Source organism: Paenarthrobacter sp. CAP02 (assembly GCF_040137855.1).
Lineage (GTDB): Bacteria > Actinomycetota > Actinomycetes > Actinomycetales > Micrococcaceae > Arthrobacter.
In genome coordinates, this window is the sequence record NZ_JBEEII010000004.1 from 392,234 (window position 1) to 405,630 (window position 13,397).

General features: G+C 63.1%; 11 protein-coding genes. 8 read left to right on the forward strand and 3 right to left on the reverse strand.

Features of this window, described 5'->3' with window-relative positions; translation table 11 throughout:
• Position 1: 1 nt before the first annotated feature.
• A complete protein-coding gene (locus tag ABHM97_RS09740) occupies positions 2-787 on the reverse strand; it encodes a spermidine synthase (RefSeq protein WP_235521625.1) in 786 nt (261 codons plus the stop codon).
• Positions 784-2,055, reverse strand: a complete 1,272-nt coding sequence (locus ABHM97_RS09745) for an aminotransferase class I/II-fold pyridoxal phosphate-dependent enzyme (protein WP_235521512.1) — start codon at positions 2,053-2,055, stop codon at positions 784-786. Before ABHM97_RS09745 ends, ABHM97_RS09740 begins: the two co-directional genes overlap by 4 nt.
• 35 nt (positions 2,056-2,090) lie before the next feature.
• On the opposite strand from ABHM97_RS09745, the gene coaD reads away from it, so the two are divergent.
• The 8 genes from coaD to ABHM97_RS09785 all read left to right on the forward strand — a co-directional run bounded on the left by coaD (position 2,091) and on the right by ABHM97_RS09785 (position 8,365).
• A complete protein-coding gene (gene coaD, locus ABHM97_RS09750; protein ID WP_211713506.1) occupies positions 2,091-2,591 on the forward strand; it encodes a pantetheine-phosphate adenylyltransferase in 501 nt (166 codons plus the stop codon).
• A gap of 164 nt (positions 2,592-2,755) precedes the next feature.
• On the forward strand, positions 2,756-3,283 hold the full coding sequence (locus ABHM97_RS09755; protein ID WP_235521511.1) for a YceD family protein: 528 nt from the start codon (positions 2,756-2,758) through the stop codon (positions 3,281-3,283).
• Positions 3,284-3,316: 33 nt separating this feature from the next.
• Positions 3,317-3,520: a 50S ribosomal protein L32 gene (gene rpmF / locus ABHM97_RS09760; protein ID WP_011775139.1), complete on the forward strand. Its 204-nt coding sequence runs from the start codon at positions 3,317-3,319 to the stop codon at positions 3,518-3,520.
• A gap of 23 nt (positions 3,521-3,543) precedes the next feature.
• The gene (gene rnc, locus ABHM97_RS09765; protein WP_349470510.1) at positions 3,544-4,254 is read left to right on the forward strand and encodes a ribonuclease III; all 711 of its coding nucleotides are present in this window, start codon (positions 3,544-3,546) and stop codon (positions 4,252-4,254) included.
• Positions 4,255-4,257: 3 nt separating this feature from the next.
• Positions 4,258-5,229 carry a bifunctional DNA-formamidopyrimidine glycosylase/DNA-(apurinic or apyrimidinic site) lyase gene (mutM, locus tag ABHM97_RS09770; protein ID WP_349470511.1) on the forward strand — a complete coding sequence of 324 codons (972 nt, stop codon included), beginning with the start codon at positions 4,258-4,260 and terminating at the stop codon, positions 5,227-5,229.
• A gap of 102 nt (positions 5,230-5,331) precedes the next feature.
• Positions 5,332-6,039, forward strand: coding sequence for a hypothetical protein (locus tag ABHM97_RS09775; RefSeq protein WP_349470512.1), 708 nt, complete (start codon positions 5,332-5,334; stop codon positions 6,037-6,039).
• Positions 6,040-6,047: 8 nt separating this feature from the next.
• Positions 6,048-7,340 (forward strand): MFS transporter, encoded by a 1,293-nt coding sequence (locus ABHM97_RS09780; RefSeq protein ID WP_349470513.1) that lies wholly within the window; start codon positions 6,048-6,050, stop codon positions 7,338-7,340.
• Complete coding sequence (locus ABHM97_RS09785) at positions 7,337-8,365, forward strand: TolB family protein (protein WP_349470515.1); 1,029 nt, start codon at positions 7,337-7,339, stop codon at positions 8,363-8,365. The genes ABHM97_RS09780 and ABHM97_RS09785 overlap by 4 nt, the downstream gene beginning before the upstream one ends.
• Positions 8,366-8,401: 36 nt before the next feature.
• On the opposite strand, the gene ABHM97_RS09790 is transcribed toward ABHM97_RS09785, so the two are convergent.
• Positions 8,402-13,297 carry a DUF4082 domain-containing protein gene (locus ABHM97_RS09790; RefSeq protein ID WP_349470516.1) on the reverse strand — a complete coding sequence of 1,632 codons (4,896 nt, stop codon included), beginning with the start codon at positions 13,295-13,297 and terminating at the stop codon, positions 8,402-8,404.
• Positions 13,298-13,397: the final 100 nt, after the last annotated feature.

The following is a 13,397-nucleotide window of genomic DNA, read 5'->3' on the forward strand; positions in this document are numbered from 1 at the left end:
CCTAGCCTGTAATGCGATCGAGGTCGACGCCTGTGAGTACGGCGGCCGGATGCGGTCCGCGGGCAAGGAGCTCAGCGGTCCAACCGGGTGGCCATGGCTTTTGGGTGCCCACCAGGACGATGTTGCCCGGGTACCGCCCCTCGAACATGCCTGATTCGGCAAAGGCGGCGACGTCCGTCATCGCTTCCCGCAGCGCAGCTACCTGGCTGCGTACCAAGGTCAGTGCGGGCTCATCGCCCACGTTGATGATCAGGACGCCGTTCGGGCTTAACCTTGCGGCTGCCTCTTCGTAGAACTCCTGGCAGGCGATATGGGCTGGTGCCTCGGGTCCGGAGAAGATGTCAAGGATAACGACGTCGAACCTCAGGTGGGCGGGCAGCTCACCCAGCGCGTCGCGGGCGTCGCCGATATGGGTGCTCAGCGCCGTGCCGTCGGGCATGGGCAGCTTTTGGAGGACGAAATCCAGGAGTTCGCGCTCGAGCTCAACGGCGTACTGGTCCGAACCCGGACGGGTGGCCTGGATGTAGCGGGCCAAGGTGAGGGCGCCGGCACCGAGGTGCAATGCGGTGATGGGCTTGCCCGGTTCTGCTGCAAGGTCCACCACGTGTCCGATCCTGCGCAGGTACTCGTAGAAGATCTCTGCCGGGTCCTGGAGGTTGACGTGGGATTGTTCTGCTCCGCCGATGCTGAGGACGAAGCTGCCGTTTATGAGAGTGTCGGCCTCGATGGTGGCGTGTTGGCCCGTGGTCCGAAGGAAGCGGGTGGCATGGGGCTGGGCGGGGTTCAGAGCCGGTCCTTGAGCGTGGCCAGGCGTTCGGCAGCTTCTTCCAGAACCCCGGTTTTCTTGCAGAACGCGAAGCGCAGCAGGGAGCGGGTCCGCTCGGCGCCTTCAGGGTGGCAGAACACTGGAACCGGGATTGCTGCCACTCCCACCAGGCCGGGCAACCGCCGTGCCAGGTCTACGGAATCGCTGATGCCCAGGGGGGCGGTATCGACATTGACGAAGTACGTTCCGCTGGGGGAGTACACCCCAAATCCAGCGGCACGCAGGCCCGCGGCGAGGATATCGCGCTTGTGCTTAAGGGTCGTTGCGATGCCGGTGTAGAACTCGTCCGGTAGCGCGAGGCCCACCGCGATGGCGCTCTGGAATGGAGTGCCGGAACTGTAGGTCAGGAATTGCTTCACAGTGCGCACAGCCGCCACGAGGTGTTCCGGGCCGCTCAGCCACCCGATCTTCCAGCCGGTGAAGGAAAACGTCTTTCCGGCGGAGGAGATGGTGATGGTCCGCCCGGCCGCCCCCGGCAGGGACGTGACGGGGATGTGGGCAGGGCCGAATGTCAGGTGCTCGTACACTTCATCGCTGACGATGATGGCGTCGTGCTTTGCCGCCAACTCAACGACCTTTGCCAGGACCTGCTGGGGGAAGACAGCACCTGTGGGGTTGTGCGGGTTGTTGAGGAGCACAACCTTGGTGCTGCTGCTGAACGCGTCTTCCAAGGCATTGAGGTCCGGCATGAAGTCCGGTGCCAGCAGGGGAGCAGTGACGTGTTTGGCGCCCGCCATGCCAATAATGGCACCGTAAGAGTCGTAGAACGGTTCGAAGGTCAGGACTTCATCGCCGGGTTGCACGAAGGCCAACAGGGCCGCGGCGATGGCCTCGGTAGCGCCGGTAGTGACCAGCACTTCCGAGTCGGGATTCGGGTCCAGTCCGTAAAACCGTTTCTGGTGGGCCGCGATTGCTTCCCTCAGCGCGGGGATGCCCTTGCCCGGAGCGTACTGGTTGGCTCCGGATGCAATGGCATCCTGGGCGGCGGCCTTGATCTCCGACGGGCCGTCCTCGTCGGGGAAGCCTTGGCCCAGGTTGATGGCGCCCGTGGATACCGCCAGCGTGGTCATTTCCTCGAAGATGGTGACTCCGAGCCCTCCATTGGGCGACAACAGGTTCGCTCCGAGGGCTGCCCGCTGCCACGGGGCGGCGCTGCCCGTACCCTGGGGGGATCCGTTGCCGGCGTGTGTATCAAGGGGGCTGATGCCTGCGGATGCCATGGGAGCCATGGTATCCCGGCAGAGCCATGGGGTAGGTTCGTCTCATGAGACGCGCGGTATGCCCTGGATCTTTTGACCCTATCCACAACGGACATCTCGAAGTCATCGCCCGGGCTGCCGGCTTGTTTGACGAAGTTATCGTGGCGGTATCGACGAACTACGCCAAGAAGTACCGGTTCAGCCTCGAAGACCGTATGGAGATGGCACGCGAAACGCTGGCGTCGTTGCGCGGAATCATCGTGGAGCCCATGGGTGAAGGGCTCCTCGCCGAGTACTGCAGGAACCGGGGTGTGTCCGCAATCGTCAAGGGCCTTCGGTCCTCTTCGGACTTTGACTACGAGCTGCCCATGGCCACCATGAACCGTCAGCTGACCGGCGTCGAGACCGTCTTCCTGCCGGCAGAAGCGCATTACGTCCACCTGTCTTCCACCCTGATCAAGGAAATCAGCGTCCTGGGGGGCGATATCTCCGATTTTGTTCCCAAGTCCGTGCTGAAACGGCTCCTCGCTGGCGAGCCGCCCACCGAACCGCCACGCAAAGGGTAAGCTTGACGGGTACCTTGCGCCTTCACGCAGAGTCCCCAGCTGAAACCACCGCGCCTTTGCGCGCGCCCGGCGTCGGTTTGAGTCCTCCAGCGAGATCAGGCTAAGATGGTACGTCGGTCATATGTTCTACAGGAGTTCTCATTAAGCGAGATGCAAGTTCGCCCTTGGCGCTGGTAGTCAAGGACCTTGGACGCAGTCCAGGGACCATGCGGACACTCAACGAGCATGTACCTGCGCCAAGTGACCTTGGTGTGGCGCTCATTGGCGTGAAGGAAGGCTCGGATATCGAGCTGGATCTTCGCTTGGAGGCCGTACACGAAGGAATTCTGGTATCTGGCTCCGCCGTCGTCGAAGTAACCGGCGAGTGCGGGCGATGCCTGGATCCCCTTGCGTATGACCTTGAGGTCAATGTGCAAGAACTTTTCTTCTACGAAGGCGCTGAGCTTTCCGACGAGGAAGACGATGAAGAGCAACGTCGAGTCGAGTACGATCTGATCGATCTTGAGCCGGTGTTGCGGGACGCAGTTGTCACTATGCTGCCGTTCCAGCCGGTGTGCCGGGAAGACTGCCAGGGTCTGTGCTCCGAATGTGGAGCGCGCCTGGAAGACGAGCCGGGGCACCACCACGAGGTCATTGACCCTCGCTGGGCTGCCCTAGCTGATCTGGCTAAGACTGACCGGCAAACCGATTAGTAAGTGTTCGTCTAAGAGAGAAATGAGATAGCCGTGGCTGTTCCCAAGCGGAAAATGTCTCGCGCAAATACACGCGCCCGCCGTGCCCAGTGGAAGGCAACTGCCCCCAACTTGGTCAAGACCATCGAAAACGGTCAGGTTACCTACAGCCTGCCGCACCAGGCAAAGGTCGTCACTGACTCTGCCGGCACCGCGCTGTTCCTTGAATACAAGGGCCGCAAGGTCGCAGACGCCTAATCTGCCGTACAGGCTGACTAAGGATGTCTTCAACTGAAGAGCTTCTGAAGCGTCTCGGTGTCTCCATTGACACCGAGACGCTTCGTCTTGCTCTCACACATCGCTCATACGCGTATGAGAACGGCGGGATCCCCACCAACGAGCGCCTCGAATTCCTCGGCGACTCCATCCTGGGCTTCTCGGTCACCGATTCCTTGTACCGTGAGAACCCCTCGCTGCCTGAAGGCGAACTAGCCAAGCGGCGTTCCGCCGTCGTCAGTACGCGGGCTTTGGCCGGCATTGGGCGCTCCATCGGCGTCGGCGAGTTCATTTACCTCGGGCAAGGCGAGAAGCTGACCGACGGCAAGAACAAGGCGTCCATCCTGGCTGACACCATGGAAGCCCTGATCGGTGCCACGTACCTTTCGAACGATATCGAAACCGCCCGCCAACTGGTCATGCGCCTGGTAGGTCCGCTCCTGAAGGACGCAGGCGCCCTTGGTGCCGGCACGGACTGGAAAACGAGCATCCAGGAGCTGACGGCCAGCCGCCAGCTTGGGGCCATCCACTACGCCGTGGAGGGCTCCGGTCCCGATCACGCCAGGACTTTCGAAGCCGTCCTGAACATCGGTGGGACCCCCTATGGTCGCGGCTCTGGCCATTCCAAGAAAGAGGCGGAGCAGGAAGCTGCTGCCGATGCCTGGCGTGCACTCACCGCCATGGACGCATCAGCTGCCGGTCCGGCCCAAGCCTGACGGATGCCGGAACTCCCCGAAGTAGAGGTAGTACGCCGAGGTCTGGCCCGCTGGGTGCGTGGCCGGACCATCACCGGCGTGGACGTCATTGATCCCCGCTCCATCCGGCGGCATGCCTTGGGTACCGAGGATTTCGTGGGGAACCTCGAACATGCAACCGTCCTGGATGTCGTTCGACGCGGGAAGTTCCTGTGGATGCCCTTGGCCATGGAGAACCCTGCTGGCACCACGCCCGCGGCCCCCGCTTTGGAGATGCCGCGCGTGGCGCTGATGGCCCATCTGGGAATGAGCGGCCAACTGTTGATGCAGGATCCGGCGGTGCCGGATGAGAAGCACCTCAAGGTCCGGATCAAGCTCAGCCCGGTGGACGGCATGCCGGAGCAGCTGCGGTTTGTCGACCAACGCATTTTCGGTGGACTCTTCGTCACGTCGTTGATCCCAACCGTCGACGGCGGCCCTGGCGGCCTTGGCGAAACGCCCCTGCCCGAGATCGCAGAAGAAGCATCGCACATCGCCCGGGACCCGCTCGACCCGCACTTTTCCTTCGATGCGTTCTACCGAAAGATCAAGAACCGCAAGACGGGCCTCAAGAGGGCGCTCCTGGACCAGGGTGTCATCTCGGGAATTGGCAATATCTACGCCGATGAAGCACTGTGGCGCGCCCGCCTCCACTACGCCCGGGCCACGGACACCCTTCGCCGTTCCGATGCCGAGCGCCTTGTAGTGGCCGCGCAAGAGGTCATGAACGCTGCGTTGGCTGCAGGAGGGACGAGTTTTGATTCCCTCTACGTGAATGTGAACGGTGATTCGGGGTACTTTTCCCGTTCCCTTAACGCCTATGGGCGGGCTGGTGAGCTGTGCCCGCGCTGCGAAGCAACCGGGCTCAGGAGTGTCATCAAACGGGAGCAGTTCATGAACCGCTCCTCCTACACCTGCCCTGTGTGCCAACCGCGCCCGCGGAATGGGCGTTGGTAGCGCCAAAACTGTTCCGGAATCCGGGTCGCGATGGCAGACTGTCCCCATGAAACGCGTGGCCCCGAATCAGCCGCTCTGCGGCGTACCCAGCCCGGCCAAACCATGATGGCGCGGCGGCTGGTCATCGCAGGCATTTGCCTTGCCCTGCTGGTCGCCGCCGTGGCAGTCATTTTCGATCAGATGGCTGGAAGGACCGGCTCCACCACTGCGCAGGATTCCTCCACTTCACGCCCAGCCCCCAGCTCCAGCGGCACCCAGGGTGCTCCGGCCGGCGCAAGCCCGGGCGAGGGCACCCCGGTGTCCGGCAGCCCGTCGTCGAACCAGGCCGGCGCCGGCCCGGAGGGGACCGGCGGCGACGGCCAGTCCACCGCCAAACCCCTGGAAGTCCTTCCACCGGTGACCGCGACCCCTTCCGGCTTGCCCGAACCATCCGCGCCCGCCCCCTTGATCTCGGGTGCCTTGCCTGCGCCGGGTACGGCTGCCGGCAAGGTGGTGGACGGGTGGCCGGCTGACATTCTCACCCTGCCTGCCGAAACAACCATAGGTTCCACCTCAGTGTCGACCTCGGGCAATGCCCTTCAAGTGGCAGCGGATGGGATCGTGGCCAAACCCCAAAGCGAAGTGCTGGGCTCCTTCAGCCAGTCCCTGGTGTCCCGTGGGTTCTGGTCTGAGCAAGCTCCCGCCGCTGACGGTGCTGTGGCCACGCGGTTCGTTCGTGGCAGCGATACCGTGACAGTTTCCGTGACGACGACGGGTACCGGCGCTTCGCGGTTCCAACTGCTGGGCACCCTGCATACGACGGCGGGCTAGGGGCGGCCATGTACATTTCGCTTTCAGACCGGGGCGGCAAACGGGCCAAGCCGCAAGGTATGGAAACGGCACTGCCGAGTGGAGTGCCGTTCCGGTTGTCACCGGTGATCATCTGGCTGGGCATCGTCAGCATGGTCACGGATGTCTCCTCGGAGTCGGTCACAGCCATTCTCCCGTTGTACGTGACCGGCTTCCTGGGGTTGTCCACGATCGCATTTGGTTTCATTGACGGGATCAATCAAGGCGCCAGCGCGATCGTCAGAATTGCCGCGGGCTGGGCAGCGGACCGGAGCGGCCATCCAAAACGAATTGCGTTGGCCGGGTATGGCCTGTCCATGGTTGCAAGGATAGGTTTCCTGTTCGCCGGGGGATTCTGGGCGATTGCCGCGATTGTCACGGGGGACAGGATCGGCAAAGGTATACGCACTGCCCCCAGGGATGCGCTCATTTCAGTGTCCGCGCAGCCTGAGCATCTTGCCAGGTCCTTCGGGGTGCACCGGATGCTTGACAATATCGGGGCAGCAGCCGGACCGTTGATCGCGTTTTTTGTACTGCTGATGATTCCCAATGGTTTCAGCACGGTTTTTGTCGTCTCGCTTGCTTTCGCTGTGATTGGCGTTGCCGTCCTGGGGCTGATTGTGCCGGACGTCCGGGCGGATGGGCTGCCGGACGCAGCGGAACGCGAGGGGCGCCGGCTGTTCGCTTTTTCGTGGAGCCACCTGAAGGAGCCGGGCCTGGGAAAGGTGCTGATCGCTGCAGGGCTCCTGGGCCTGGTGACCATTGGCGACGGCTTTATCTACCTGGTCCTGCAGGCCAGGGACTCTTTTGCTGTCCAGTGGTTCCCGCTGTTGTTCGTGGGCACCAACGTGGTCTTCCTGGCGTTTGCGGTTCCCCTGGGACGATTGGCTGACCGGGTTGGCAAGATCCCGGTATTTGTTGGTGGCCACGTGGCGCTCCTGGCCACCTATCTCCTTGCGGCTTCGCCCATCGGTGGACTTGGTACCACAGTGGGTTGCCTGGTTCTGCTGGGTGCGTTTTACGCGGCAACCGACGGCGTATTGGCCGCACTGGCCAGCCAACTGACCCCGCCCGGGAAACTGGCCACGGGTATCGCTTCGGCCCAGACAGTTGTGGCGCTCACCAGGATGATCGCTTCAGCCGGGTTCGGTGTGCTCTGGTACGCGGTGGGTGCATCGGCAGCCATGCTGATTGCGGGCGCGTTGCTGGGGTGCGTGGTTGTGGCCGTCATTTTCGTCCTGCGGGGCACTTCGCCAGCCAATGTCGTTGACGCCGACGCATGAGTGAAGCGCTGGGCCTGGGAAAGGTGAGATGGGGCCTTCTGCTGGCCGTGACTGCCTTGGTCCTGGCAGGGGCGGGAATCTACGCGGTGGGGGCCTACCAGCGGTTTGAGGAGAGCCGCTCTGCGGCCTCGACGGTGGGTGTCACGGCAGCGCAACCGCTGCCAAGTGTTCCCTTTGTCCTCTTCCGGAACACAGCTTCCGGGCAGGGATACGGCCACGCAGCAACCGTTCCCCTCTCGGCTCCGGCGGGAACCAGGTCCGTCAGCGAACGGGAATGCGACCGTGTTTATGGAACAAAGGAGTCTTCCGTCTGCCTGAAGACCAACCGCGGGCTGGTGACCGCGTTCGAAGCTTCGCTCTTGAACCGGGACTGGGAACCCCAAAGCTCGTGGCCCATCAAGGGCATACCCAGCAGGACCCGGATCAGTCCTGATGGCTCAATGATCGCCACCACCGTGTTTGTTACGGGCCACTCGTATGCGACCGCCGGGTTCTCGACGGCCACGGAGATCACACAGTCGGGAGGAACGCCGGAAAACCTGGAGGACTACGCCCTCCTGGTCAACGGACAACGGCTGGTGGCCACGGACAGGAACATCTGGGGAGTGACGTTCGTGCCGGGACAAAAGGATGCCTTCTACGCCACGGCGGCGTCGTCGGGGCGTATATGGTTGGTCCGCGGAAGTATCTCAGCAAAGACGCTGACCGCTGTGCACGACAATGTGGAGTGCCCATCGATTTCGCCCGACGGGACCAGGATTGCCTTCAAGAAGAACGACGGCGGTGCTTTGGCTGCGCATTGGAAGGTGGCTGTGCTTGACCTCGCCACCGGGCAGGAGACGGTCCTATCCGAGAAGCGAAGCGTCGATGACCAGATTGAATGGCTGGACAACCAGAACCTCCTTTACGGGTTGGCGGATGAGGCCGTGGAAGGGGACAGCAACATCTGGCAGCTGGGCACCAATCCCGGTTCGCAACCGGCTATGTTCATTGCCCACGCGTGGTCGCCCAGCGTCATCCGTTGAGCAAGCCACCCATTAACTAGGTCCTCTGCTGTGTGGTCAGCAGAGCGGCAACAGCCCGCAGAGCAAACCACCGGACTGCGTCGGGCTCGGTGTCGCAGTAGGCGTTGCCGTAGCTGTCGGGGTAGGCGTAGGCGTAGGCGTGGCTGTGGCTGTGGCGGTAGGCGACGGGGACGGTGCCGCCGCCGCTTGCTGGGCGGGTGCGGCACTTGAGTAGACAACGTCCACGAAGTAGTTCGTCGCCCCGAACGAGCTGGCCGGCATGACGCCTCCTGAGCCGTACCTGTACAGCCCGTTATTGGGTCCGGAAGCGGTAAACACACCGCTCGTCCAGGTCTGGTTGAAGAAGCCTTGCGTATAGGAGTACCGGCCGACGGGGGCACGGTAGGAAACCACGTAGGTCTGGCCGGTCGACAACGCCACGGGCGTGGCCAGTGTGGCGGTCTGCCATCCTGTTGACGTCTCATTGGTGAAGGTCACCTGTGCCAGCCGCGTGCCCGCCGAGTTCCAGAGCGAGCCGACGTGGGTTCCTGTGTTTCCGGTCCCCTTGTAGAAACGGATGCCGGTGACGTTGCCCGCCTGGGAAACGGTGAAGGCCGTGCCCAACTCCACAGACAGGGCATCCGAGGCGGACGCTGTCTGGGGGGTCAGTGAACCGAAGATGGTGGACACCTGGACGGTCGGGGCTGCAGTTGTGAACTGCCAGTTGGTGGTGGGGTAAGCCTGCCCCTGTTGGGAGACCACGTTGGCCACGCTGGCTGAGATGACCGTGCTGTTGGGAAGGGGTCCGGCCGGCGTGAACGTGACCGTCCGGCTATCGGAGGAGAGAGCCGCCGTCCCTGCAATGGATGAGCCGTTCGCCGTCAGGGTAAAGGACGAACCGGCGTTGATCCCGGAGGAGAAGGTGATGGACGGTTTCACGTCGGTGGGGATGTCCGTGGCGCCCGGTGCCGGAACCTGCTCCGTTACAGTGAGGGGTGCTGTTGGCGTAGCGAAGACCAGGTCCACCAGGTAACTGGCAGTGGTGGACGCATTGGGGAAGTCGCTGTTGTAGGCATATTCTCCAGAATCTGTGTCCGTGCGCAGCGGTCCACTGGTGAAGCCCGGACCGAATCCGCCCGCAGAGTAGGAGTAACTGCCGGTGGGGGACTTGTACGCTGCCACGTATTCCGTGTTGGCCTCGATGTTCACCGGTTGACTGAACACGGCTGTCTGCCATCCGCTGCTGGATTCATTGGTGAATGTGACGGTAGCGAGCAGTTGTCCGCTGACGGTGTAGAGCGAACCGGTGTGCGTGCCGGTGTTGCCGGCCGCCTTGTAGAAGCGCACGCCGGTGACTTGCCCGGCTGTGTCGCTCGCGAACCTGACGCCCAGGGACAATGGCACGCCGTCGTTGGCATCCGGCGTCGTTGGCGTCACCGTGTCCTGGTACAGAGTGCATGGGCACACACCAGGGGTCCTCGGTGCCGGAACCGTGGTGAAGGTCCAGGTCCCGCCGCCCGACATCGGCTGTCCGGACTGCGCCGTAGCTGTCACCGTGGCCGTATAACCCGTCCCTGCTGCGAGGGCGGCTGTGGGAGTGAACGTGGCTTTACGCGTTGCTGGATCGTAGCTGGACGTCCCGGCTACGGCGGCTCCCCCGGTTACTTTCAACGTCGTGCTCACGCTCGACGCTACGGCGGCCTCGGAGAGCACGGCGCTGACCGTGGTGTTCAGGGGGACACTGGACGCGTTGGGCAACGGCGATTGGGAACCCACAGTGAATGGAGTGTTCGGCACTGTGACCACGACGTCCACCAAGTAGCTGGTTGTGGACCTGGAGGAAGCAAAATCTCCGCTGTACGTGTAAGCGCCAGCGTCAGAAGCTGCCCGCAGTGGTCCTACGCTCATACCCGAACCGAATCCGTTGGTCGTGGCCGAATACGTCCCGGTCAGGGACTTGTAGGACACGATGTAGTCCGTATTCGCAGCCATCTGGATGGGTTGGCTGAACATGGCCGTCTGCCATCCGGAACTGCTTTCGTTGGTGAACGCGACCGTGGCCAGCTGCTGGCCGGTTGCCGTGTACAGGGCGCCGTTGTGGGTGCCCGTGTTGCCGGCGGACTTGTAGAAGCGGACACCAAGCACCTGGCCTGCCGAAACACTCGAGAACCTCACACCAAGGGTTACGGGTACGCCTTCCCGCAGTTCCGCTATCCCTGGTGTGACAGAGTCATCGAAAAGGCTGCAGGGGCACGCACCGGGAACCGGGAGGGTCGCCGCCGTCGTGAAGGACCAGGTCCCACCCGCCGTCACTGGACCACCGGTTGAGTCAGTGCCGGCCAAGGTCGCCGTGAACTGGGTACTGAACGCCAATGCGCTCGACGGCGTAAAAGTAGCCCGCCGCGTGGCGGCGTCATAGGCGGTAGTGCCCGCCACTGGCCCGGACGGCGACTGCAACGTCAGTTGGACGCTGGCCGGGGTGACCGGCTTGGAAAATACCGCGCTCACCTTGGTGTCGACCGGTACGCTCGACGACGACGGGATAGGTGTCTGGCCCGAAACTGTCATGGGGGAGGTATCTACAGTGCTGAAGATGGCGTCTGCGAAGTAGTTGCCACCGTTGTAGCTGGTGGTCGGGAAACTTTGCGATGTGCTGTAAACGCCGGCCGGCTCCGCCCCGAATCCTCCCGCTACCTTCAACGGGGCGTCAGTGAAGCCAAAGCTGGCCCACTGATAGTCCTTGGTGGCGTAGTGTCCGTTGGGTGCCCAGAACGAGGCTGTGTACTTCTGGCCCGCCCCCACGGGGACTGCTTGGGCGAACAGGACTGATTGCCACCCCGAAGCGGTCTCATTGGTGAATGTGGCCGTGGCCAGGCGCTCGCCGGTGGAGCTCCACAAGGAGCCTGTGTGGGTTCCGGTGTTGGCGGTGCTCTTGTAGAAACGGACGCCAGTGATGAAGCCATCCACAGAGGGCGTGAAGCGCAAGCCCATTTCATAAGCCCCTCCGTCACCGGAGTCCTGGACAGCGGGAACTGTTTGGCCGAAGACACTGTAGGGGCCGTTGAGGGTGAGGTTGCGGCTCACGGCAGCGCCCACGTTGGCGCTGTCGTCGATGGCCCGTGCCTGGACGGTTGCCGTGGCAAGGCCCTTCTGTACGTAGGTGTAACTCCAACTCGTCTTGCCCTGGGCCGGGTGCCAGGTTGTGCCCCCGTCGGTGGAGACTTCGACGCCGGCCACGACGCCTCCAACATCGCTGGCAGTTCCCGTAACGGTGACGCTGCTGCCTTGTGCCACCGTGGCACCGTTGGCCGGAGCAGAGATGGTTGCGGTGGGTTTGGTGGTGTCAGTGCTGGCAACAGCGGCAACAAGACCGGCCGCCCGGGTGGCGGGTTGTGCGCCCATGTCGGCAAGCAGGTTGACCTGCGCCTGGCGCATCCTGGCATCGGCAGGTGCGCCGGCGCCGTCGTGCTCCTGGTCCAGCCCCCACGTCCACTGGACGCTGCCGGCTGAGAAGACCAGGGCGCCACTTGCTGCCCGGTAGAGGGTCACGTTATGGGTGGTATTGCCTGGCTTGACGGTATTACCGAAGTCCTGGAGGTACTCGGGAACACTTCCCACGGTGGTTGACAACCGGACCAGGCCGGCTGGCCGGAAGCCGTTGTCCAGGTCCTCGTCGGATTCGTAACCCACCGTGTGGGCTGCCAGCGCCGTGGAAGAACCTGCAGGCATCGATGCCAGGGACGTATTCCGCCAAAGCCTTGTCTTGCCTTCGTCCGAACTCACGGTAATAGGCAAGTCGGAGTGGTTGGACATGTACATGGTCCCGGTCACCGCGTTCTCGGGCAGGCCACCACCGTTGGCTTGCGAGGCGAAACGGGGGTCGCGCCAGGTGCCTGTCCACTGGGTGCTGGGGTCGATCTTGCCATTTCCCCAGGTTTCCTTGTAGCAGGTCAGGGTGCGGTTCGCTGTGCCGTCCACTATTGAGGGTTCGAACCGGGTCCGCCAATACATCTCATTCCCCGAAAGGAACTGAAGATTCACGCCGGCGTCCCTGGCGGCGGTGACGTTGGCCCGTTGCGGACCGGACCAGTACTCATCGTGCCCCACCGAAAGGAACACCTTGTGGTTCAGCAGCTCCGCGCCGCTGCGGTCCGCGTCCAGGCCGCTGATGTAGCTGACGTCGTAGCCGTTCTGTTCAAGGAAACGGACCATGGGGTATTCGTTGGCGAAGTAAAAGTCCCGTCCGTTCGGACCATCACGGGTTGCCATCGGACGGTTGTAGCTGACCTTGTAGGCCCGGCCGTTCGCGGCACCTTGATAGAAGTCCGAGCCGCCGTACGTGTTGTAGGCCTGCCAGGTCTCGTCCGCGGTTTGGAAGACGACGGCGGAACGGTTGCCGTCATTGCGGACAATGAACGTGATGTGGCTCTTTGCGCCGGTATCAGGGCGTGTGAGGAGCGCGATGTAGACACCGGACACAGCTGTCGCCGGAACCTGCCACGTTGCCGAAACGGCCCAGGTACCGCAATCGTAAAGCTCGGTGGTGACATCGCTGCGGCAGGCCGGCTGGGTCTGCCGCAATACGGACGGTGTCACATCGGCGATCTTGCGGGCCCCGTTGCCCCCATACCAGCCGGTCCGGTAAATCGCGATGGTGTAGGTGGGCGCCTTGGTGTCGACCTTGAACCGGATGGGCTGGCCGGCATTGACGCTGATGTCCGTGGCGAAGCCCTGGATGGTGTCATCGCCCGCGCCATTGATGTCCCACTCCGAGGGCGGGCTGCCGGGCTTCGAATTTTCGCAGGCCACCGCGTTCACCACGGGGTCGCAGGGTCCCACAGCCATCGCCGTCGTTGCGCTGAGGGGCAAAAGTGCCCCCACCAGGGCGATCACCACGGGTAAAAGGAGACCCTTGAAGATTCGCTGTGGTCGGGAAGCTGAAGGACCGGGCATCAGAACTCCTGGAGTGGTACGCCGATAGCTAAGACGGGCCCGCGGGGTAATGCGCAGGTCCCGGCTTGTCACTCCCCAGCCAGGGTCAAACCTAGATCTT